Below are 22,865 nucleotides of genomic sequence, written 5' to 3'. Positions count from 1 at the left end.
GCCGTTATAACGCCCTATCGAATTTTCAGACTGGCCAGTCCGATCAGAACCAGCACAACTGTTACTACCCAGAACCGGACAATCACTCTCGGCTCCGGCCACCCTTTCAGCTCAAAATGGTGATGCAATGGAGCCATCCGGAAAATGCGCCGGCCCGTGAGCCGGAACGAGGCAACCTGAAGAATCACCGAGATGGTCTCCATCACAAAGACCCCACCCATGATGAACAACACGATTTCCTGGCGTACGATCACCGCCACCGTTCCCAGAGCAGCACCCAGCGCAAGCGCACCAACGTCACCCATGAAGACCTGGGCCGGATACGTGTTGAACCAAAGAAAGCCAAGACCCGCACCCACCAAGGCTCCACAGAAGATAATGAGCTCTCCGGTTCCCGGCAGATGCGGAATCAGCAGGTAATTGGCAAACTGGGCGTGGCCAGAAAGGTATGCAAAGATTGCCAGCGCTCCAGCCACCATCACCGTCGGCATGATGGCCAGGCCGTCAAGACCGTCCGTCAGATTCACCGCATTACTGCTACCGACGATCACGAAATAGGTCAGCAAGATGAACAGAATCGGCCCGAGCGTCAGCGACACATTTTTCAGGAACGGCAGATAAAGCGACGTTTCCTGGGGCAACGATGCGGTGAAATAGAGCACGACGGCCGCGGTTGCACCAATAACCGACTGCCAGAAGTATTTCCAGCGGGCCGGCAACCCTCTCGGGTTCCGCTCAACCACCTTCCGATAATCATCTACCCAGCCTATCGCCCCGAACAACAGAGTGACGAGCAATACGACCCAGACATAGCGATTGCTCAAATCCGCCCACAACAGCGTCGAAACGGCAATGGCCACCAGAATCAGCGCCCCGCCCATGGTAGGCGTTCCAGCCTTACTCAGATGGGTTTGGGGGCCATCATCACGGACGGCTTGTCCAATCTGGTACTGGCTCAGCTTTCGAATCATAAGCGGGCCGATCAGCAGAGAGATCAGCAATGCTGTCAGGATGCCCAGAATCGCCCTGAGGGTCAGATACTGGAACACCGTCAGCGATGTAAAGTATTGCGATAGTATCTCTGTCAGCCAGAGCAGCATGTGTTTTTCACCTTTTTCTGTATCCCCTCCACCACGCGATCCATGGCAGAACTTCGAGAACCTTTCACCAGCACCGTCATAGCACCGTTCCGGCAATTCATAATGGCATCCACTGCCTGCTCATGAGTCTGGAGAAACTCCGTTTCATCACCAAACCCTACGGCGTAACCTTCGCCGCCAGCGCCAACCACCAAGACGCTCTCTATCCCGAGAACGCGGGCATGATCACCGACTTGCCGGTGCAACTCCCCGGCATTCTTTCCCAGCTCCGCCATCGCACCTAGGACTGCGACCCGCGGCGACGGGTAAGTCGCCAGAACATCCAGAGCCGCCATCATGGAAGCCGGATTGGCGTTGTAGCTGTCATCAATCAGAGTCAGGCCAGCTACCGGTGTCAGTACCTGCAAACGCCCCTTGACCGCCTGCACCTGCCGGAGCCCGACCTGAACCTGCTGCCGGGTCGCACCCAGCGCTCTGCTGGCAGCCAGGGCCAGAAGTGCGTTCGTCACGTTGTGCTCTCCCGGAAGCCCCAGCGTCAATGGGCAACGCCAGTTCTCTGGCCCCACCACGTCGAATTCGAAGCTCTGGTTCCGTGCGACGATATTCTCGGCCCGGTAATCGGCATCCCGATCCCCGGCCCGGGACACACTCACCACGTTGCGCTCACCGGCACGGGCACGCCATTGCTCAAAAGCAGGGTCATCCCGGTTCAGGACAACCGTCCCTTCAGGCACAACGCCATCAATAATCTCGCCCTTGGCTTGCACGATATTCTGATAACTGCCAAAACCCTCAAGGTGGGCCTGTCCCGCATTCGTCAGAATGGCAACTCGTGGCTGAACGATGGCGACCGTATGCGCAATCTCCCCCAGACCGCTGGCTCCCAGCTCAACGGCCCCATATTCATGCTCCGGCGACAGTCGAAACAGCGTCAGAGGAACACCAATATGATTGTTGAGATTGCCTTCTGTCGTTAACGTCGGCCCCATCCCGGCCAGGATGGCACCGGTCATTTCCCGAACGGTGGTCTTGCCGCTGCTCCCGGTGATAGCAACCAGCTCGGCCTGGCTGTCGCAACGATTACCGCTGGCCAGCTCCGCCAGCGCCTGCACGGTGTCCGTTACAACCAACTGAGGAATGGCAACATCCGGCATTTCGGTATCAACAACCGCAGCAACCGCCCCCTGAGCCAGGGCCTGCGCCAGAAACCGGTGGCCGTCGAAATGATCTCCACGCAACGCCACAAACAGCTGCCCTTCCGCAACGGATCGGGTGTCCGTCGAAACGCCTTCAAAACAGAGATCACAGGCATTCGCCGCGAGGCCAGCCAATCGGGCACCCAGCCACCGAGAGGCTTCTGCCAGCGAAAAGGCGCGCATCATGCCACACCTCCATTCAGGTTCAACAGGTGACGCACCTGTTCGGCATCGCTAAACGGCAGCCTTTGTCCTTTGACCTCCTGATACGATTCATGCCCTTTGCCGGCGATCAGTACCAGATCATCCTCATTCGCCATGGCAACCGCCTCAGCTATTGCCTGGGCACGGTCATGAATCACTTTCCAGGCGCCAGCCTGAGTGAATCCGGCGGAAATGTCGCTGACAATTTGTTCAGGCTTTTCGGTTCGCGGGTTATCGTCGGTTACGATCACGTAATCCGCTCGCAGCTCCGCTTCCTTCGCCATTTCCGGTCGTTTGCCAGGGTCGCGGTCCCCACCACAACCAAACACACAGATCAACTTACCCCGGGCATGGGGGCGTATGGCCTCCAGCGCGTTAGCCAGAGCATCCGGTGTATGGGCATAGTCCACGATCACGTGCTTACCCTGCCCCCCTGTAAATCGCTCCAGACGCCCCGGCGGCGGAACCAGTTGCCCCGCCACTTCTACAGCCCGATCAACGGGAACCCCAAGTGTCAGTACCGTTGCCATGGCGGCCAGAACGTTGCTGACATTAAAACTACCCAACAAGGGGACATTCAGATCAAACTCCCCCCACTGGCCATCCACTCTTGCCCGAAAGCCGGAAACCGTTGGTGTGAACGCTTTCAGCCACAACTCCACCTGGGATTCGTGCAGACTGAAACGAACCCGGTCACACTGTCCCTCGAGCTGGCCATACAACTGGCGGCCAAAGGGATCATCAAAGTTGATCACAGAGAAGTGAAGCTCCTCTCGAAGGAACAGCCGTGTTTTCGCTTCTCCATAGGCTTGCATGGAACCGTGGTAATCCAGATGGTCCCGAGTCAGGTTGGTAAACACTGCGCCAGTCATATCCAGATTATCGACGCGCCCCTGATCAAGAGCGTGAGATGACACTTCCATCACCGCGGCCCGGCCGCCGTTGTTCCGGATCCGGTTCATCACGCGATTCACCTGCACCACGTCAGGCGTGGTATGACTGGCCAGCTCCATACTGCCGGGCATACCGTACCCCAGAGTTCCGAGTACGCCGCAAGGCGTCCCGGTCTCGCGCAGCAATTGCGCAATGTATTCGGTCACGGAAGTCTTGCCATTGGTGCCCGTCACACCGATTACCCGGAGGTGACGCGAGGGGTGTTCAAAAAAACGATCCGCGATTCGCCCAAGACGATGACGCAAGCCAACCACCGGGACAATCAATGCCCCGTGCCGTTCGTGGCATGCCTGCTCCTCTGTCGAATCAAGCAACACGGCGGTAGCTCCGGCCTGGATAGCCTGATCTACGTAGTGATCAGCCGGTGTCTGGGCGCCGGGCAACGCGATAAACGCGTCGCCCGAGCGAACTTTTCGACTGTCCGTTTGCAGGCCATGAATGGTGACATCAAAGACCGACGGCACATCCCGGATGCCCTGAAGCAATGTGCTGATAGATGTGATGCACATGATTACCCTCTCCCTCCAGAGGCTGCCTTCGGAAGCTGAGCGCCGCTGACTTCCAGCTCTGGCTTCACATTCAGCAGTCGCAGTGCGTCTCCCATCACCCTGGCAAATACCGGGGCTGCAACTTCGCCCCCGTAGTACTCACCAGCTTGCGGCGCATCCACGGCCACGACAGTCACAATTCTTGGGTCATCAATAGGAGCCATTCCGGCAAAAATTGCCTTGTATTGACTGTCTTCATACCCTCGGGCACCCACCAGGTGAACCGTCCCGGTTTTCCCTCCGGCCGCATAAAGCCCTGGCTGAGCACGCTTTCCTGTCCCTCGGGCTACAGCCTGCTTGAGCATCTCCCGGACCGACTGGGTGATCTGTTCCGACAGCACCCGCTGCCCCTGAGGTTTCTGCTCCTGCTTCATCAGACTGAGCGGATAACGGACGCCGCCATTAGCAACCACCATATAGGCCTGAGCCAACTGCAATGCGTTGACGCTCAAACCATAGCCGTATGAGAGGGTCGACTCTTCAACCGGCCGCCATTTTGGTGGTGCTGGCAAGACGCCCACCGCCTCCCCCGGAAACCCTATCCCCGTTGCCTGCCCCAGTCCCAGGCGCGCAAACAGGCTTCTCAGCTTGTCGCCCCCGAGGTCAGTCGCAATTTTGCTAACGCCCACGTTGCTGGATTTGACGATGATTTGTTTCAAATCGAGAACGCCATAGTTTCTGTAGTCCCGGATGGTAAAGCGACCGAACCTCCGGTAGCCCGGCGAAGTATCCACCGTACTGGTCACCTGATACTCGCCAGACTCAAGCGCTGCGGCGATCGTCAACGGTTTGATAGTCGACCCCGGCTCAAACAGATCCGTGATCGCCTTGTTACGCAGGTTTTCTGCCGCCAGTTGCGACCGGTCGTTGGGGTTGTAGGAACCCTGATTGACCATCGCCAGCACCTCACCGCTGTCAACATCCAGCATAACGAGCGTGCCGCCGCGAGCTTTGTGGGCACTGACAACCGCTTTCAGTTCCCGATAGGCCAGATACTGCAGGCGGAGATCAATACTCAACTCCAGATCTTTTCCGGGACGGGCGTCCCGGATCAGCATCAAATCCTTAATGATGCGCCCACGGTTGTCCTTCAGAACCCGCTTCTGCCCGGGCTCACCGGTCAACCATTTGTTGTAAGCCAGCTCTATTCCTTCCTGCCCCTGCTCGTCAATATCCGTAAAGCCGACCACGTGAGCGGTTACTTCACCTGCAGGGTAATACCGGCGATACTCCTGCCGGGCGTAGATTCCACCAATACCCAATGCCAAAGCCTCCCGCGCCATCGACGGCTGGATTTTTCGACGCAGGTAGATGAACTCGCGCCCGGAGTACTGACGCAACCGCTCTCGCAACTTGCCCTCAGACAACCCCAGGATTCTCGCCAGAGAGGCCAACTGAGGATCTTCCGGATCGGTTTCAGAAGGATTTGCCCACACTGTCTGGACGGGCGTACTGACAGCCAGTGGCTCGCCGTGCCGATCCGTCACAACGCCACGATGGGCGTCAATCGACTCCACCCGAATAGTGCGCACATCCCCCTGTTTTCTGAGGAAATCATTGTCAACCACATGGAGGTCAACCAGACGCCAGGCAATACCCAGCATGACCAGCAGAAAAACGCCCAGCACCGAACCGAAACGCCAGGCTTTCAAGCCCGCCGCCAAGCGCTGGTTCCAGCTGTTTGCCTGCGTTCCCTGACCGGACACTTCAGTCACTCCGGAGTCATTTGTAGGTTTTAATGGCTTGCAATCGGAGACATCAGCGGCACAAGCACAATGTCCTGCCGCCCGGGCACCACCATGCTGAAACGGTCCGCGGCCAATTTTTCGACCCGCCCATGCGCACTCAGGGCACTCTGTTCCAGCAAAAGCTGGCTCCACTCACGCTGATACGCGTCGCGCTGCTCCTGCAAACCGGACAGTGTGTTGAACAACTCCCGATTTTCGTGGGCACTGACAACCACTCCGATAGACGAGAGTGTCAGCACTGCAACCAGCATCAGCGTGACCAGAACCCGCGCTTCCCGCGTGGCATCAAAGACCTGTCGCGACAGCCGCACAGCCGTCGCCACTCCGTCACGCACCTTCTGCCGACTGATCCTGCTCGTTTTAATCGGTTGTTCAATCGCTACCGCACCCATGGCGTCGCGCTCCCCTGCGTATCCATTTAATTCGCTTTTCGCTCCAGAACTCGCATAACGGCGCTGCGGGCCCGAACGTTCTCCATAATTTCCTGCTCGTTGGCTTTACTGGCCTTTCCAATCAACCGAAACCCTGACTCTTCCTGCTCTGCCGTGACCGGTATACCTTTCGGCAACTTTGGGCCACGGGCGAGATCGCGCATGAATCGCTTGACCAGCCGATCCTCCAGCGAGTGAAAGCTGATCACGACTAAACGGCCGCCAGGAGCCAGGCTTTTAACCGCCGCCTCAAGACCAGCCTCCAGATCTTCAAGCTCACGATTGATAAAAATCCGAATGGCCTGAAACGTCCGGGTTGCAGGATGCTTGTGCTTCTCTTTTTTGGGCACAGCTTCTGCCACCAATTCGGCCAGCTGGCGCGTTGTTTCAATGGGCTGCTCTTGCCGACGAGCAACCACCAGCCGCGCAATACGGCGAGAAAAACGCTCCTCACCGTACCGCCAGATCACATCTGCGATGTCACGCTCGTCAGCCGTCGCCAGCCACTGAGCTGCACTCGGCTCCTGCCCGGGATTCATACGCATATCCAAAGGGCCATCACGCAGAAAGGAAAATCCACGAGACGCGTCATCCAACTGAGGGGAAGACACCCCAAGATCCATCAGAACTCCCGCGACCTGAGGCCACGCCTGGCGCTCCAGTGCCTGGCCCAACTCAGCAAAGGATCCGTGATACCAACAGAAACGCGAGTCCCCAGCGGCCAATGCCTGCGCAACCTCGATGGCCTCCGGGTCCTTATCAATTCCCAGAAGCTGCCCAGCCTGGTCAAGCTGCCCCAGAATCAGACGACTGTGTCCACCGCGACCAAACGTGGCATCCACATAGCAGCCACCAGGCTCTGTCACCAGAAATTCAACGGCCGAATCCAGCAGGACAGAGCGATGCTGGAACGCCTGAGCGCTCGTATCACGGGCCCTGTCGGTCATAGCGACAGCGCCTCCATTTCAGGGGGCATATCGTCGTCATCCACAGATTCATCCAGCCAGGCAAACCAGCGCTCCTCACTCCAGAGCTCCAGCTTTTTGCCCTGCCCAATCAACATCAGCTTTTTCTCCAGATGAGCAAAACTTCTCAAGGTGGGCGGAACCAGAATCCTGCCAGCGGAATCCAGCTCCATCTGAGCAGCATTACCAAGGATCAGGCGCTGCAAGCGACGCGCAGCTTTGTTCATGTTCGGAAGCGCCTCAATCTTGGGGCGCAGCACCTCCCACTCTGGTTCCGGATACAGCAGCAGGCAGCGTTCTTCATCGGCGTTGGCAGTCAGAACAATACGGCCACCACAAAGCTGCGCGAGTTCCTCGCGCAGCTTTGCCGGGATCGCCAAGCGTCCCTTTGCATCCATATTGATGGCATGACTGCCAAGAAAATTGCTCATTTATGCCGAATCCAAGGCCACTGTTTCCACAAAAAACCACCAGAATCCACTTTTTCCCACTTTCGCACACTATAGAAACACACAAATAACAATGCAAGCGCCGCGACACACACCACGTTCAGGAAAGTTCCTTTAATGACAAGAGGTTACAAAGCAGAATCCGGCAAAAGCGTTAAAAAGCCGTAAAGAAAAGGATAAAAAACAAGTACCTGCAGACGCCTTTAAACAGCCAACTTCAGGTTTAAGATTTTTTGGCTATAAAGGATGACTTATGAGAAGGGTGAAGAAGTCACCCTGTTGCGAGAGAGAAAAGAGGAGAGCTCGCCGGTAAGCCGGGTTCTGTCGTGGACAGTCATTCATCTAGGGCCTGTGTCACCACAGGCCTCAAGCAACCTACCCGAATCCAGCGCGGGCCACGCCATTGGATTCCTATTTGGTCTTGCTCCAGGTGGGGTTTACCATCGCCGTGAACTGTTGCCAGTCACGCGGTGCGCTCTTACCGCACCATTTCACCCTTACCGGCGCCCTGAGGCGCTTAGGCGGTTTACTTTCTGCTGCACTTTCCGTCGGCTCACGCCGCCCAGGCGTTACCTGGCACCTTGCCCTGCGGAGCCCGGACTTTCCTCCCCCGGCGCAAAACCGGCGGCGACTGTCTGGCGAGCTCGGCGCTGACAATACTCGCGTGCGGGCGGGCATGCAAGAGTTAATCACCTTTAAACTGCAGAGCCCGCTGATACAGTTCATTCTTTCCAAGGCCGCTGACCTCCGCAACAATTTTAGCCGCTTTCTTAACGGGCAATTCGGCCACAAGCAGCTGCAAGAGCTTGTCCGAATCGAGCCCGATTGCCTGACCATCCACGACAGCGGGCGCACCTTTCACAACCACCACAAACTCACCCCGGGTGCCATTAGGGTCTGCCTGAAGCTCCGCGAGCACTGAGTCGGCCGAGCCACCATAGAAAGTCTCAAACGCCTTGGTCAACTCCCGCCCCAGAACACACTCACGATCACCGCCCAGCTCGTCCACCACATCCTGCATCAGGTCCAGTATGCGATGTGGGGATTCGTAAAAAACCAGCGTGGCACTTTGCCCGGCAAGCTCGGCAAGAGCAGAACGCCGGCCAGACCGCTTCGCAGGCAGAAAACCCGCAAACAGGAAACGGTCGGTTGGCAAACCAGCCGCAGACAACGCAGCAACCAGCGCACAGGGCCCTGGAATGGGCGAAACCGCGTACCCGGCTTTGCGGGCCTCCCGAACCACAATGTATCCCGGATCAGATATCAGCGGAGTACCGGCATCGGAAACCAGTGCCACATGACTCCCCTCCTCAAGTGCAGACAGAATTCGCCCCACCCGGTCTCTCTCGTTGTGATCATGCAGCGCCAACAGCGGTTTACTGATTCCAAGGTGCTGCAGCAACCTCGAGCTGTGACGGGTATCTTCCGCCGCAATCAGGTCTGCCGACGCCAGCACCTTCCTGGCACGGTCCGAGAGATCCGCCAGATTCCCAATGGGGGTGGCAACAATCGAAAGACGACCACCGGCACCGCCGGCTGCTGAACTGGACATAGATATCCCCACTGAGTTGAATCACCATACCGGTATTTCCCCGCCATGACCGTCCCGTCATGTGAAATACGCCGGGAGCTGGTAAACTTGCCAGCTAAAACGCGGCACCACAAGCCTAATGATTCAGAGAGTACCGAGCCCGCCATGACAAACAGCTTTAGTCAAAGACCAACCCTGGCACTGATTATCCTTGTCCTGCTTTATCTGGGGGGATGCGCAACCGTCAATCTGGACGAGCACATGGCGGACACTCCCGAACAGGCTCTGTCTCTGGCCAAGGACGAAAGAAACGCGATCGTTGGCCAGCGTTACCTGCTCAGAGTCGCGAGCCGATTCCAGGATCAGGGAAAACAGGAAGATGCGCGAACCATCCTCCGCAGCCCCTTTCTGGACAGCGCACCAGAAGACATCCAACGGCAACGGCGCCTGCTCGGAATGGCTACAGCGAACGAACTTCAGGACAGCAAATGGGCCTCAAACCTCATCGCTGAGCGCTCGCCAGAGAGCTTTCTGGCCTACCCCCCTGAACTGCTTGCAAGAGCGGCGCGCCTTCAGGCTAAGACTTATGAGCTGGCAGGAGCTCCGCTTTCCGGCGCCCTGACCCTGATTCTCCTGAGCCAGACAGACAATAGCGCCTCTCCCCAGGATATACACGACCAGATCTGGCAAATTCTTAAGACCATTGATGAGACACGCCTGGAAGAGGCATCCGATAACGCTCTCGGATTTGAAGTGCAGGGCTGGCTGGAACTGGCCCTGCGTTTGCGCACCAAAGGCGGTAGCCTGGATGATCAGGGCCGACTGGTCCGGCAATGGCAGAACAACTGGCCCGGCCACCCAGCCGCTCAGATCATGCCTACGGAGCTGGCCCTACTGGCTGAACTGGCGGCCAGCCGCCCTGAAAAGCTGGTCCTGGCCGTTCCACTTCAAGGCGCATTGGCCAGCGCAGGCAAAGCCATACGAGATGGTTTCCTGGCGGCTTATTACCAGGATGAGACAACCGATCGAAGCACAACGGATATCCGCGTAATCGACACGTCCACAAACCGGTTTTCCGAAATCTACCAAGAGCTCGCCAATGGGGACATCGACCTGGTCGTTGGCCCTCTGGACAAGGAAGATCTGATCCAGCTATCCGACCTGAGCACCCTCCCGGTCCCCGCGCTGGGGCTGAATTATCTGCCTGCCGGCACACCGGTTCCGGACGGCCTCTACCAGTTCGGCCTGTCCGCAGAGGACGAAGTCCGGCAGATAGCAGATCGTCTGGATGCCGAAAACCTGAAAAAAGCGCTTGTAATCATTCCTCACGGAGAATGGGGAGACCGGGTTGAGGCTGCACTCAGAGCACAAATGGAGCAACTAGGTCTGACCACCCTGGCTGTCGAGCGATTCTTCCCGGAAGACAACCTGCGCTCCGTTACCGCCGACCTGCTGGGGATCACCACCTCCCGCGAGCGCGCCATCCTGGTCGAGCGCACCATCGGCCGAAACCTCGAGTTTGAACCACGCCGCCGCCAAGATGCGGAAGCCATTGTCCTGGTGGCCGCCCCCACGATTGCGCGACAGTTCAAGCCCCTATTTGCCTTTTATTACGGCGGGGATCTGCCGGTATACTCCCCATCCATTGTCTATGAAGGCTCCCCGAACCCTGCCCGTGATCGTGACGTCGACAGCGTGATCTTTACCGACATCCCTTGGGTACTTGCGGAGAACAATCCGCTGAGAGATGAGTCGCAAGCCTACCTGAATGGCACCCGAGGCCAGTTGGGGCGCCTTTTCGCCATGGGCGCTGATGCATGGCACCTAAGCAAGCGCCTGCCACTGTTACGCCAGGTCGACGATGCCGTCATCGAAGGACAAACCGGGACACTGACCATGGACCGGGATGGCAGCATTCACAGAAAACAGGTCTGGGCCCAGTTCCAGAACGGAGAGCCTAAAGCTCTCGACCCGGCCATGGACCGGGAAGAAGCTGCAACCACTCAAGATTGACAATCAATGGCCAGGGAAGGCTCAAGACAACTCGGACAATATTACGAAGGCGTTGCCGCCCGCTATCTCACCACCAAAGGCGTCCGGGTTATTGACCAAAATGTATACAACCGGGGCGGCGAAATTGACCTTATCGGGATGGACTCAGACGTACTCGTTTTTTTTGAGGTACGCTTCCGCTCGACTGGCGCGCTGGTCGACCCCATCAGTTCAATATCGCAACGAAAGCAGACGCGCCTGGTGCGGGCCGCCTCTTTCTACCTGCATCGTCACGGACTCTGGAATCTGGCGACACGAATTGATGTCATTGGCATAACACCAGGCCAGTCCAGCAAGTACCGGGTACAATGGATTAAAAATGCAATTCAGGCAGATTGACCAAAACACATGACCGATACCGATCAGAGAATCAATCAATGGTTCGCCAGTCACATGGAGCATACGGCCCATGCGGCAAGTACCGCCGGCCCCGGCATTGAGCATGTTGCCCAGGCCTTTGTTGACGCACTGCTACAGGATGGCAAGATCATCACCTGCGCCAATGGCAGCGCCAACGTACTGGCCCAGTATTTCTGCACCGCCCTGCTGTCACGCTTCGACCAGGACCGCCCGGCCTTGCCGGCAATCAATCTGGGCGCCGACGCCACAACCTATTCGGCAATCTGCCGCGACAACCGGTTCAATGACACGTTCTCGCGCCAGGTCAGAGCCATAGGAAAACCGGGCGACCTTCTGTTCGTGATTGTGGATGACGGCCACAAAGCCAACCTTATACAGGCGATACAGGCCGCTCATGACCGGGAAATGGGGGTTGTTGTGCTAAGCGCCAGGGAGAAATCGGATATCACCTCCCTGATGCACCCGGAAGACCACGAAATCGCCTTGAACGACCTGCCACCGAACGAGGCAACACCGCTTCTGATGGTGATTATCAACGCCATCTGCGATCTCATCGATCACAAGCTTTTTGGCGGATAATAAAAAAGCCGGCATCGCCGGCTTTTTTATTACTTCACAACCTTCAGGGTGGGCCTGCCACTTGGACGATCATCCGTCCGCCGGTGGGGCTTCTCGTCTCCACCACCATCCGGATCGGGTGAGCCGGGCTCACTCCCAAAGACCATCCCCTCACCATTCTCCTTGGCATAAATCGCTATCACCGCCTGGAGGGGGATAAAGACCTGCATAGGCACACCGCCAAAGCGGGCACTGAACTCAAGAGCGCCGTTACCAATAACCAGCCCCCGAACAGCACCGGGGCTGATGTTCAGTACGATCTGACCATTAGCAACGTGCTCAGTCGGCACCTGCACCCCCTGAACACCAGCGTCGACCACAATATACGGCGTACAGTCATTATCCAGTATCCACTCGTTCAGCGAACGCACCAGATAGGGGCGACTGGATGTCATGGCAATAGTCATCTCGGACACAGCGAAACTCCTGCGCAGAAATACGGGTACTGAAAATCAGCTACGAATATCTTCTTCCAGATCGGACAAGCTTGCCTTGAAACCTTCTCTGGCAAAAATGCTCTCCATGTATTTCTGCAACGGCTTCGCCTGCTTCTCGTTCAACTCAATACCCAAGGCGGGCAAACGCCAGAGAATCGGAGCGATGCAGCAATCCACAATGGTGAACTCTTCAGACAGGAAGAACGGCATCTCTGCGAACAGCGGCGCCGTCGCCAGAAGACTCTCTTTGAGCTCCTTACGAGCAGCATCGCTGGCCTTACCACCTGGTTGAGCAAGAATCTGATCAACCAGCCCACACCAGTCTTTCTGAATCCGATGAATCATCAGCCGGCTATTGGCGCGAGCAACCGGGTAGACCGGCAGCAATGGCGGATGAGGAAAACGCTCATCCAGATACTCCATCATGATGTTTGGCTCGTACAGAACCAGATCCCGATCTACCAGCGTCGGCAGGGCGTTGTACGGGTTCAGGTCCGCCAACTCTGTCGGCGGATTGTCCGGATCTACATCCACGATATCAACGGTGACACCTTTCTCAGCCAGAACAATACGCACACGATGGCTGTAGTGACTGGCAGGATCCGAAAAGAATGTCATTGATGACCGCTTGGTCACAACGCCCATATAGCTACCTCACGATTCTGAAAAATCGAAACAATGCAAAACGCAAAAATCCAGCGAGCCTCAAAGACTCGCTGGAATCAAGGACACGGGATTATACCCTAAATCTTAGTGTACGTCTTTCCAGTACTCGCGGTTGAGCAAGTACGCGAACACAAAGAAGATGGCCACAAAGATCAGCACGAAAATGCCCAGACGCTCGCGCTCAACCTTGACCGGGTCACCCATGTAAGACATGAAGTTGGTCAGATCCCACATCGCCTGATCAAACTCCGGCCCAGCCATTGAGCCTTCGATCGCATAATCGGGGCACACGTCCGCGTTATTGATGTTGCCACTCAGTGGCTCAACCGACGCATCAACACCAATCTTAGGCTTGACCGCACAAAGACCCTGCATCTCAACCAGAACATGAGGCATACCAACGTTATCAAAAACCACGTTGTTCACACCCAACGGACGGGCCTCATCCTGGTAGAAGCCACGCAGGTAGGAATAGACCCAGGACTCTCCACGCAGACGGGTCTCCAGAGTCAGGTCTGGTGGCGGAGCACCAAACCAGCCTGCAGCCATATCCTTGCTCATGGAGATCTTCATCAGCTCACCAATTTTGGCGCCGGTGAAAATCAGGTTTTCCTCGTAGAGGTCAACCGGAATCTCCAGATCATCTGCCACCCGCTTGTAACGAGCGTACTCCATGGAATGACACCCCATGCAGTAGTTGGTGAACAGAGCAGCACCGCGCTGCAGCGATTCCTTATTGGTGTGATCGGGCTCCATCGCGTCGAGAGGAACCGCGGCACCGGCCGCCAGCCCGAGGGCCGGCAGGAGCGCAAAAACGAGACCAAAAATCAGCTTTCTCATTATCCTGTCACCCTCTCTGGTACTGGCTTGGTTTTCTCCATGCGCGTGTAGAACGGCATGAGAATAAAGTACAGGAAGTACAGCACGGTCAGGATCTGGGCTACGGTCGTACGCCCTTCAGTGGCCGGCACGATGCCAAGATAACCAAGGATAATGAAGCTGACCGCGAAGATTGCCAGTGCAATTTTGCTCAACCAGCCCTTATAGCGGATGGAGCGGACCGGGCTACGGTCCAGCCAGGGCAGCACGAACAGGATTGCGATTGCACCACCCATGACCACAACACCCCAGAACTTCGCCGGCAAGCCGAGGAAGTCGACAGTAACAGCCCGCAGCATCGCGTAGAACGGCGTGAAGTACCAGACAGGCGCAATATGAGCCGGCGTCTTCAGTGCGTTGGCTGGTTCAAAGTTCGGCTTTTCAAGGAACAGACCACCCATTTCCGGGAAGAAGAACACCACAATGAAGAAGATGAAGAAGAAGACACCTACACCCAGCAGATCGTGCACCGTGTAGTACGGGTGGAACGGAATTCCGTCTTTGGGAATGCCATTTTCATCCTTGTTCTTCTTGATTTCGATACCGTCAGGGTTGTTTGAACCAACCTCGTGCAACGCCAGGATGTGCAACACGACCAGACCAAGCAGAACGATCGGCAGTGCCACTACGTGCAGAGCAAAGAAACGGTTCAGAGTAATCCCGGAGATCAGGTAATCACCACGAATCCAGAGAGACAGATCTTCACCAATCACCGGAATGGCACCAAACAGGTTAACGATAACCTGAGCGCCCCAATAGGACATCTGACCCCATGGCAGCAAGTAACCCATGAATGCTTCGGCCATGAGCACCAGATAAATCAGCATGCCGAAGATCCAGATAAGCTCACGCGGCTTCTGGTACGAACCGTACATCAAGCCACGGAACATATGCAGATAGACCACCACAAAGAATGCGGAGGCACCCGTAGAATGCAGGTAACGCAATAGCCAGCCCCACTCGACATCCCGCATGATGTACTCAACGGACGCGAATGCCCCTTCGGCCGAAGGGTTGTAGCTCATCGTCAACCAGATACCGGTAACCAACTGGTTAACCAGCACCAACATCGCCAGTGAACCAAAGAAGTACCAGACGTTGAAGTTCTTGGGAGCGTAATACTTTGCCAGATGCTTGTTCCAGGCTTCGACGATTGGCAGACGCTCATCTACCCAATTAATCAGTTTCTGCATCACGCTGCCTCCGGATCAAGACCAATAGTCATGGTCGCATCGTTGTCAAACCGGTACGGCGGAACCTCAAGGTTCAGCGGCGCTGGCTGACCGGCAAATACCCGGCCGGACAAGTCAAACTTGGAGCCATGGCACGGGCAGAACAGGCCACCAAGCCACTCGTCACCCAAGTCTGCAGGTGCCACTTCCGGCCGATAGGTCGGAACACACCCAAGGTGAGTACAGATACCCACCAAAACAATAAACTCGGGCTTCAGGGAACGGAATGTACCGCTGATGTACTCCGGCTGCTGGCTTGCTGCCGTAGACTCAGGGTCTTTTACACGAGGAGTCAGCTTCTCGATATTCTCAAGCATTTCGTCGTTTCGCCGGATAATCCACACCGGCTTACCACGCCACTCGACTGTTATCTGCTGGCCCGGTTCGATCTTGTCGACATTGACGGTTACCGGTGCACCGGCCGCTTCCGCTTTCGCACTGGGATTCCAGGACGCCACGAAAGGAACCGCTGCACCGACGACGCCGACACCACCTACCACGGACGTTGCACCGATCAGAAATCGGCGCCGGCCTTGGCTCACGTCGCCATTACTCATTATGGTTTTCTCCCATCAGGCGAGGCACAGACGCGGAAAAACCGGCACTGCGCTTCGAAAAGGACTTCACAACCCAAAAATATAAGCGCTGAAATGGTAATGAAATTACCCCTCGCTTACAAGCCAGAAAGGTCTGTAGCCGGGCCTATCCCTGCGCCAGATCAAAAATATTTCGAGTGTCCGAACATAAAAAAACCCGGCCAAAAGACCGGGTTTTTCTGAGAATCGACGGAAACGCCGATTAACGCTTGGAGAACTGCGGACGCTTACGCGCTTTGCGCAGACCCACTTTCTTACGCTCAACTTTACGAGCGTCACGGGTAACATAGCCCGCCGCACGCAATGAAGGACGCAGCGCTTCATCGTAATCCATCAGGGCACGGGTCAAACCGTGGCGAATTGCGCCGGCCTGACCACTGATACCACCACCTTTTACGGTGATATTGATATCAAAACGATCTTCTGACTCAGCAACAACCAGCGGCTGACGAACGATCATGCGCAGAGTCTCACGACCGAAGAAATCTTCGATAGTACGACCGTTGATGGAGATATTGCCGCTACCCGGCTTGATAAAGACGCGAGCCGTGGATGATTTGCGGCGACCAGTACCGTAATTTTGTGCTACAGACATATCCGCCTTCCGTTAGATGTCGAGTTCTTTGGGCTGCTGGGCTGCATGAGGATGCTCAGCGCCGGCGTAGACTTTCAGCTTCTTGAACATGGCGCGACCGAGCGGGCCTTTCGGAAGCATGCCTTTGACAGACTTCTGAATAATTTGCTCGGGAGCCTTGTCTACCAGCTTCTCGAAGTTGATGGACTTGATTCCACCCGGAAAGCCGGTGTGACTGTAGTACATCTTTGCAGATGCCTTCTTACCAGTCACCTGAACCTGGCTGGCATTGATCACAACGATGTAGTCGCCAGTGTCCACGTGAGGGGTGTACTCAGGCTTATGCTTGCCCCGCAGACGAAGGGCGATTTCGGTTGACAGACGACCCAGCGTCTTGCCGGCTGCGTCTACAACGTACCAGTCACGTTTTACTGTTTCTGGTTTCGCACTCAGAGTCTTCATTGATTCCGCCTTGAACGCTATATAAGAAACGTTAAAAACCACCACCGGTACATGCAAGGCATCCGGAGGAGGTTCATACCTGTATGTTGCGCCGCCACCATTCGGGGCTGAGATAATGACGTCGCCTTGAAAAGCCAGGGCGCGAAGTATACTCGAAGCCCTAAAAAAATCCAACCCTGCCTGCAGGTGTTTCGTTAATCCCCTACAACGCTGCTGGCGCCAAGGTATCGACGTCCACGCCGTAGAGCCGCGAAACATTCTTCAGAAGCGCATCCGCCAGAGCCTCGACCCGCTCCCCGCGAAGCTGGGACAGCGCGGCCAGAATCGCTGGCAGATGAACCGGGGAATTCTGCCCTCTGGCAACCCCTTGGGGAGCCATATCCGGAGCATCGGTTTCAAGTATCAGCGATTCTCTGGGAAGCCGGGAAAGCGCGTCTCGTGTTTTCCCGGCCCGATCATGAGTAATCACGCCCCCGACCCCGATCAGGCAACCGAGATCCACCAGTTTTCTGGCCTGCTGATAACTACCAGAAAAGCCATGCACCAACGCCGCACCGCTCCAGCCTACCCGTTTCAGGGCAACATAAACCAGATCGTGGGTTTTCACAGAGTGAATGACCAGAGGCAGACCAAACTTCATCGACAACGCAACCTGGGCCTGAAAACACGCCTGCTGCTCCTGCACATTTCCCCTCAGGGCGTCCAGACCACACTCTCCGATCCCGACACAGCTTTTCGGCCGCCTCGACAGGGCCTGCTCCAGGGCGTCAAGATCATCAGCCCGGCACTCATGAGCGAACCAGGGGTGAATCCCCAGGCAGTACCAAAGATCGGATCTCGACTCTGCCAGAGCCGCCACCCTGTCCCAGTTCCTGCGCCGGACCCCGGGGATGACCAGCGCCCGGACGCCCAGCCCCGCAGCCGCCTGCAGGAGCTCATCCCGGTGACCGTCAAAGCACGGAAAATCGAAATGACAGTGGGCATCCACCAGACGCACCGCAACCTCCTTTCGGAAGCGAATCAGTGCTCCCGCGTTTTATGGAACTCGATATCAGGATAGCGCTCCTGAGCAAGATTGAGATTTACCATGGTAGGCGCGATGTACGTTAACCGGTCAGCACCATCCAACGCCACGTTATCCTGATTCTTCCGCTGGAATTCATCCAGCTTACGTTCGTCGGAACATGTGACCCAACGTGCGGTTGCAACGTTTATCGGCTCGTATATCGCCTCAACCTTGTATTCACTCTTCAACCGGGCAACCACAACATCAAACTGCAGGACACCGACGGCACCAACAATCAGATCATTATTCCGAACCGGCCGGAAAACCTGAACCGCACCCTCTTCGGAAAGCTGGATCAGCCCCTTCTGCAACTGCTTGGCTTTGAGCGGGTCCTTAAGACGGATACGGCGGAACAGTTCCGGCGCGAAGTTGGGAATCCCGGTGAACTTCATCGCCTCACCCGCGGTAAAGGTATCCCCCAACTGAATCGTACCGTGGTTATGCAACCCGATGATGTCGCCTGCAAACGCCTCGTCAGCGTGCTCCCGGTCCCCGGCCATGAACGTCAGGGCATCTGAAAAACGCACGTCTTTACCAATGCGCACATGGCGGGCCTTCATACCCTGATTGTAACTGCCAGACACGATGCGCAGAAACGCAATCCGGTCCCGATGCTGGGGGTCCATGTTCGCCTGAATCTTAAACACAAACCCCGAGAACCCTGGCTCTGCCGGCTCAACCGTGCGCACATCGGTCGCCCTCGGCTGGGGCGTGGGTGCCCACTCCACAAGACCATCGAGCATGTGATCTACACCGAAGTTACCAAGCGCCGTGCCGAAGAACACCGGCGTAAGCTCACCCGCAAGGAAAGCGTCCCGATCAAACTCATGTGACGCTCCTTTGACCAGCTCAATTTCATCCCGCAGGTCTGACGCATATGCCCCAATCGCTTCATCAAGTTCAGGATTGTCGAGCCCTTTGACGATGCGCTTTTCCTGAATCGTATGCCCCTGCCCTGACTGATACAGGATCACCTCATCTCTGAGCAGGTGATAAACCCCTTTGAACCCTTTTCCCATACCAATCGGCCAGGTAATCGGCGCACAGGCAATCTTCAGGACATCCTCAACTTCATCCATCAACTCAATGGGGTCACGGGTATCCCTATCCAGCTTGTTCATAAAGGTCAGAATGGGGGTATCACGGAGACGGGTTACTTCCATCAGTTTGATGGTTCGCTCCTCTACACCCTTCGCACTGTCGATGACCATCAGGCAGGAATCAACGGCAGTTAGGGTCCGGTAGGTATCTTCAGAGAAATCTTCATGACCCGGAGTATCCAGCAAGTTGACGAGCTTTCCGCCATAGGGAAACTGCATCACGGAGGTGGTCACGGAAATACCGCGTTCTTTCTCCATCTCCATCCAGTCAGACTTGGCATGCTGGCCGGACTTCTTACCTTTGACGGTACCTGCTTTCTGGAGCGCCTGACCGAACAGCAGAACTTTCTCGGTGATGGTGGTTTTACCAGCATCCGGGTGCGAAATGATCGCAAAAGTGCGGCGCTTGGCCACTTCCAGGGAAAGGTTGGGCATAAACTGTCGTGACCTGAATCAGAATGGGTGAAAGTCCGGCATTATACGGCTTATCAAGGCATCAGGTGAACCGCAGCGCCATGACCCGGGCATCCTCCCGAGAATTGCCATCCGGGTAATAGCCCCGCCTGAGTCCTATTTCGGAAAACCCCTCACTCAGATACAGGGCATTAGCGACAACGTTACTGACCCTGACCTCAAGTATCATCTGCACCATCTGGTCCGCTAAGGCAACGGCCTTCAGATGGCGAAGCAACCATCGGCCAAGGCCCCGGCCCTGTGCATTCGGGCTGACGCAGATATTGAGAAGGTGGGCTTCGTCGACGAGGTAGGCGATGACAGCATAGCCAATCAACTCACCACGTTCATCCTCCACCCCGAAAAGCCTGTAATTGGGCTTGAAACAGTCGAGAAAAGTCGCCTGCGTCCACGGATGGGAGTGCCCAAGCCTTTCAAGCTCCATCACTGAGAGCAGGTCAGTGCGCTCCAGCGGCCTCACCCTGGCGCGCTGCTCGAAACTCCCTGAACTGGATCGGTGCACAGTCATAGCCCGGCAGACATCCCGCGAATCGCATTCCAAAGACTGCGCTTCGAGGCCGGATCCGAGGCCAGAGAGGCCAGGGTCCCCGGGAAGGCGACATCCGGCGTCCGGCCCAGGCCTCGCTCAAATACCTGAGACAACTGCTCATCCGAGAAGCCCAGAGTAATCACATAGTCGGTCTTCGAGACGTCTTCGAAACAGACCGCCAACGCTGTCATCAGGTCGTCCAGGCTGTTCAGGGTCACCTTCAGGTTATTGAATACCGGCCAACGGAACGGCCCAACCATAGAGGCATCAATCTCACCAACACTGCGGAGAATATTCCTTGCGAGGTTGTCCTGCAGGGAGAAGCTGGCATCTTCGGCAAGATGGCACAGCAGTGAAATCCGGCGCCCTTTCCAGGCGGCGACACACAACCGAGGCACGACCTCTGCTGTCTCCGCCATCGACACCCGCCTGTCGGGTTCCACCGCCGGGAGTTCTGGAGCAGAGACGGGCAATTCCGTATGCAGTGCCGGCTCTGGGGCAGCCACAGGAGATGCCTGCACCTTCCCCCCCATCAGGTCCTGAAGCTGAGCAATCCGGGCACGCCCTCGATCTGCAGACTCCGGGGCTGGCTTTCGGGGAACGGGAAGGCTGTCCGGTTCTGGCTCCCAAGGACTCCCCTCCCCGGGCCCGAAATCATATTCCGGGCTCGGTGCGGCACCTGGCAAACGGTCTCTGGCGTACCACATCCGAATGCCAGCTGCTGCCAGATAAAACTGTCGTTCCGCCTCAGAACCGATCACAAAGCCTCCAGAAACAGAGCTTAGACATCCGCCACCTGAGGATGCTGACGAATCCCGCCACTGGAGATCAGGTTCAGGGCCTCGATGTATGCTTTCGCTGATGCGATGATTATGTCCGTATCTGACCCGACACCATTAACAATACGTCCCCCGCGCTCCAGTCGCACGGTAACCTCACCTTGCGCATCGGTACCACTGGTAATATTATTCACGGAGTAGAGCTGGAGGTTACAGCCAGAGTCCACCAGAGACTCAATCGCCTTGAAAGTGGCATCCACCGGCCCACTCCCTTCAGCCTCGACAGTATGCTCCTTGCCCTCCACCGTCATCGTCAGATGCGCTTTAGGCACAACGCCCGTTTCCGAACAAACCTGCATACAAACTAAGCCAAAACGCCCTTCTTCTTCCTTTTGCCGGGTATCACTGGCAATCGCCTGCAGGTCTTCATCAAAGATCTCATGCTTCAGGTCTGCCAAGGCCTTGAAGCGGGTAAAAGCTTCGTTCAGTTCGCCCTCGGTCTCAAACTGTATGCCCAGCTCCAGTAAACGGGTGCGGAACGCATTACGCCCGGAATGTTTGCCAAGCACCAGACTGTTTGTGTGCCAGCCAACATCCTGGGCTTTCATAATTTCATAGGTTTCCCGGTGCTTGAGTACGCCATCCTGATGAATCCCTGACTCATGAGCGAACGCGTTAGCGCCGACAATCGCCTTATTCGGCTGAACAGGAAAACCGGTAATAGTGGATACCAGCCGGGAAGCAGGAACGATATGCTGAGTATCGATCCGGGTATCCAAGGCGAACAGGTCCTGCCGGGTGCGAACAGCCATCACAATTTCTTCCAGAGAGGCGTTCCCTGCCCGCTCACCAAGGCCATTAATGGTGCACTCGACCTGACGAGCGCCATTCGTTACCGCCGCCAGGGAGTTAGCGACGGCCAGGCCAAGGTCATTGTGGCAATGCACGGAAAAGATTGCTTTGTCGGCATTCGGAATCCGGTTAAGCAATTGATGAATGGTTTCTCCGAACTGCTCCGGAATCGCGTACCCCACGGTATCCGGAATATTGATCGTCCGGGCTCCGGCTTCAATCGCCGCCTCAATGATACGACAGAGAAAATCGAGTTCAGAGCGGCCAGCGTCTTCGCAGGAGAACTCCACATCATCCACGTGACTTCGAGCCCGTTTCACCGCCCGAACAGCCTGTTCAATAACCTCATCAGGCGCCATCTGAAGCTTATGCTTCATATGGATAGGAGACGTCGCGATGAACGTATGAATCCGTGATCTCTCGGCGGGCCGAATGGCCTCCGCCGCCCGATCAATGTCTGTGTCCAGAGCCCGGGCCAGACTGCACACCGTGGATTCTTTGATATTCTCGGCAATGGCTTTTACCGCATCAAAATCACCCTGGCTGGCTATGGCAAACCCGGCTTCGATAACATCAACGCGCAGCTTTTCAAGCACCTTGGCGATACGCAGCTTTTCTGCCTTGTTCATCGTAGCGCCAGGACTTTGTTCGCCATCCCTCAAGGTAGTATCAAAGATGACCAGGTGATCAGTTGCGGCCATTGCAGGGCTCCCATCAGAAAGATTGGTTTGGTTCCGGGCAAGTATATCACTTCCCTGGAAGCACCAATAAAAAAGCCCCGGCATCTAGGATGCTGGGGCTTTCAGTATAAGGCGCCTGACGATGACCTACTCTCACATGGGCAACGCCACACTACCATCGGCGCAGATCTGTTTCACTTCTGAGTTCGGGATGGGATCAGGTGGTTCCAGACCGCTATGGTCGTCAGGCAAAACGGTTGATCACTGGGGGACGAGAAAGAACGTGATGTTGATTTCGTTGCATTATCCGCAATTGTCTTGGGTGTTATATAGTCAAGCCGCACGAGCAATTAGTACCGGTTAGCTCAACGCCTCACAGCGCT

At 56.3% G+C, this 22,865-nt stretch carries 23 protein-coding genes, 1 rRNA gene and 1 other RNA gene; 3 read left to right on the top strand and 22 right to left on the bottom strand.

What is annotated here, in order from left to right; genetic code table 11:
* Window positions 1–14: 14 nt before the first annotated feature.
* The 9 genes from mraY to rsmI form a co-directional block, all read right to left on the bottom strand.
* On the bottom strand, window positions 15–1,100 hold the full coding sequence (gene mraY, locus K325_RS0103895; RefSeq protein WP_029652950.1) for a phospho-N-acetylmuramoyl-pentapeptide-transferase: 1,086 nt from the start codon (window positions 1,098–1,100) through the stop codon (window positions 15–17).
* A complete protein-coding gene (locus tag K325_RS0103890) occupies window positions 1,085–2,482 on the bottom strand; it encodes a UDP-N-acetylmuramoyl-tripeptide--D-alanyl-D-alanine ligase (RefSeq protein WP_029652949.1) in 1,398 nt (465 codons plus the stop codon). Before K325_RS0103890 ends, mraY begins: the two co-directional genes overlap by 16 nt.
* On the bottom strand, window positions 2,479–3,963 hold the full coding sequence (locus K325_RS0103885; RefSeq protein WP_029652948.1) for a UDP-N-acetylmuramoyl-L-alanyl-D-glutamate--2,6-diaminopimelate ligase: 1,485 nt from the start codon (window positions 3,961–3,963) through the stop codon (window positions 2,479–2,481). The genes K325_RS0103890 and K325_RS0103885 overlap by 4 nt, the downstream gene beginning before the upstream one ends.
* A 2-nt stretch (window positions 3,964–3,965) precedes the next feature.
* Window positions 3,966–5,708, bottom strand: a complete 1,743-nt coding sequence (locus tag K325_RS0103880) for a peptidoglycan D,D-transpeptidase FtsI family protein (protein ID WP_029652947.1) — start codon at window positions 5,706–5,708, stop codon at window positions 3,966–3,968.
* A gap of 29 nt (window positions 5,709–5,737) precedes the next feature.
* A complete protein-coding gene (gene ftsL / locus K325_RS0103875) occupies window positions 5,738–6,142 on the bottom strand; it encodes a cell division protein FtsL (RefSeq protein ID WP_029652946.1) in 405 nt (134 codons plus the stop codon).
* A gap of 26 nt (window positions 6,143–6,168) precedes the next feature.
* Window positions 6,169–7,128, bottom strand: coding sequence for a 16S rRNA (cytosine(1402)-N(4))-methyltransferase RsmH (rsmH, locus tag K325_RS0103870; RefSeq protein ID WP_029652945.1), 960 nt, complete (start codon window positions 7,126–7,128; stop codon window positions 6,169–6,171).
* Window positions 7,125–7,577: a division/cell wall cluster transcriptional repressor MraZ gene (gene mraZ / locus K325_RS0103865; RefSeq protein WP_029652944.1), complete on the bottom strand. Its 453-nt coding sequence runs from the start codon at window positions 7,575–7,577 to the stop codon at window positions 7,125–7,127. The genes rsmH and mraZ overlap by 4 nt, the downstream gene beginning before the upstream one ends.
* A gap of 312 nt (window positions 7,578–7,889) precedes the next feature.
* Window positions 7,890–8,242, bottom strand: an RNA gene (gene rnpB / locus K325_RS18225) — RNase P RNA component class A.
* 38 nt (window positions 8,243–8,280) lie between these two features.
* Window positions 8,281–9,147 carry a 16S rRNA (cytidine(1402)-2'-O)-methyltransferase gene (gene rsmI, locus K325_RS0103860; protein WP_029652943.1) on the bottom strand — a complete coding sequence of 289 codons (867 nt, stop codon included), beginning with the start codon at window positions 9,145–9,147 and terminating at the stop codon, window positions 8,281–8,283.
* Between the two features lie 144 nt (window positions 9,148–9,291).
* Between rsmI and K325_RS0103855 the strand changes: the two genes are divergently transcribed.
* Genes K325_RS0103855 through K325_RS0103845 form a run of 3 tightly spaced genes read left to right on the top strand, consistent with a single transcriptional unit; the run spans window position 9,292 to window position 12,117 of the window.
* Complete coding sequence (locus K325_RS0103855) at window positions 9,292–11,139, top strand: penicillin-binding protein activator (protein WP_084694152.1); 1,848 nt, start codon at window positions 9,292–9,294, stop codon at window positions 11,137–11,139.
* 6 nt (window positions 11,140–11,145) lie between these two features.
* On the top strand, window positions 11,146–11,517 hold the full coding sequence (locus K325_RS0103850) for a YraN family protein (protein ID WP_029652941.1): 372 nt from the start codon (window positions 11,146–11,148) through the stop codon (window positions 11,515–11,517).
* 9 nt (window positions 11,518–11,526) lie between these two features.
* Window positions 11,527–12,117, top strand: coding sequence for a D-sedoheptulose-7-phosphate isomerase (locus K325_RS0103845; RefSeq protein ID WP_029652940.1), 591 nt, complete (start codon window positions 11,527–11,529; stop codon window positions 12,115–12,117).
* 29 nt (window positions 12,118–12,146) lie between these two features.
* Here the strand turns inward: K325_RS0103845 and K325_RS0103840 are convergent, their stop codons facing one another.
* From K325_RS0103840 to rrf, 13 genes are all read right to left on the bottom strand, one after another.
* Window positions 12,147–12,551 carry a ClpXP protease specificity-enhancing factor gene (locus K325_RS0103840; protein WP_228128390.1) on the bottom strand — a complete coding sequence of 135 codons (405 nt, stop codon included), beginning with the start codon at window positions 12,549–12,551 and terminating at the stop codon, window positions 12,147–12,149.
* 57 nt (window positions 12,552–12,608) lie between these two features.
* Window positions 12,609–13,238 carry a glutathione S-transferase N-terminal domain-containing protein gene (locus tag K325_RS0103835; protein ID WP_029652938.1) on the bottom strand — a complete coding sequence of 210 codons (630 nt, stop codon included), beginning with the start codon at window positions 13,236–13,238 and terminating at the stop codon, window positions 12,609–12,611.
* 105 nt (window positions 13,239–13,343) lie between these two features.
* Window positions 13,344–14,099 (bottom strand): cytochrome c1, encoded by a 756-nt coding sequence (locus tag K325_RS0103830; protein ID WP_029652937.1) that lies wholly within the window; start codon window positions 14,097–14,099, stop codon window positions 13,344–13,346.
* On the bottom strand, window positions 14,099–15,331 hold the full coding sequence (locus K325_RS0103825; protein ID WP_029652936.1) for a cytochrome b: 1,233 nt from the start codon (window positions 15,329–15,331) through the stop codon (window positions 14,099–14,101). The genes K325_RS0103830 and K325_RS0103825 overlap by 1 nt, the downstream gene beginning before the upstream one ends.
* Window positions 15,331–15,927 (bottom strand): ubiquinol-cytochrome c reductase iron-sulfur subunit, encoded by a 597-nt coding sequence (gene petA, locus K325_RS0103820; RefSeq protein WP_029652935.1) that lies wholly within the window; start codon window positions 15,925–15,927, stop codon window positions 15,331–15,333. Before petA ends, K325_RS0103825 begins: the two co-directional genes overlap by 1 nt.
* A gap of 241 nt (window positions 15,928–16,168) precedes the next feature.
* The gene (rpsI, locus tag K325_RS0103815) at window positions 16,169–16,561 is read right to left on the bottom strand and encodes a 30S ribosomal protein S9 (protein ID WP_029652934.1); all 393 of its coding nucleotides are present in this window, start codon (window positions 16,559–16,561) and stop codon (window positions 16,169–16,171) included.
* Between the two features lie 12 nt (window positions 16,562–16,573).
* Complete coding sequence (gene rplM / locus K325_RS0103810) at window positions 16,574–17,002, bottom strand: 50S ribosomal protein L13 (protein WP_029652933.1); 429 nt, start codon at window positions 17,000–17,002, stop codon at window positions 16,574–16,576.
* A gap of 202 nt (window positions 17,003–17,204) precedes the next feature.
* The gene (locus K325_RS0103805) at window positions 17,205–17,999 is read right to left on the bottom strand and encodes a TatD family hydrolase (RefSeq protein WP_029652932.1); all 795 of its coding nucleotides are present in this window, start codon (window positions 17,997–17,999) and stop codon (window positions 17,205–17,207) included.
* Window positions 18,000–18,022: 23 nt separating this feature from the next.
* The gene (gene prfC, locus K325_RS0103800; protein ID WP_029652931.1) at window positions 18,023–19,603 is read right to left on the bottom strand and encodes a peptide chain release factor 3; all 1,581 of its coding nucleotides are present in this window, start codon (window positions 19,601–19,603) and stop codon (window positions 18,023–18,025) included.
* A gap of 61 nt (window positions 19,604–19,664) precedes the next feature.
* Window positions 19,665–20,150 carry a ribosomal protein S18-alanine N-acetyltransferase gene (gene rimI, locus K325_RS0103795; RefSeq protein ID WP_036192914.1) on the bottom strand — a complete coding sequence of 162 codons (486 nt, stop codon included), beginning with the start codon at window positions 20,148–20,150 and terminating at the stop codon, window positions 19,665–19,667.
* Window positions 20,147–20,932 (bottom strand): hypothetical protein, encoded by a 786-nt coding sequence (locus K325_RS0103790; RefSeq protein WP_029652929.1) that lies wholly within the window; start codon window positions 20,930–20,932, stop codon window positions 20,147–20,149. Before K325_RS0103790 ends, rimI begins: the two co-directional genes overlap by 4 nt.
* Window positions 20,933–20,952: 20 nt before the next feature.
* Entirely contained in the window at window positions 20,953–22,503 is a 1,551-nt protein-coding gene (locus K325_RS0103785) for a 2-isopropylmalate synthase (RefSeq protein WP_029652928.1), read from the bottom strand.
* A gap of 113 nt (window positions 22,504–22,616) precedes the next feature.
* A 5S ribosomal RNA gene (rrf, locus tag K325_RS0103780) occupies window positions 22,617–22,731 on the bottom strand.
* Between the last annotated feature and the right edge of the window lie 134 nt (window positions 22,732–22,865).

Origin of the sequence: Marinobacter daepoensis DSM 16072 (assembly GCF_000421165.1) — a bacterium.
In the GTDB taxonomy this organism is placed as follows: domain Bacteria; phylum Pseudomonadota; class Gammaproteobacteria; order Pseudomonadales; family Oleiphilaceae; genus Marinobacter; species Marinobacter daepoensis.
This window is presented reverse-complemented; position numbering and strand designations above follow the sequence as displayed.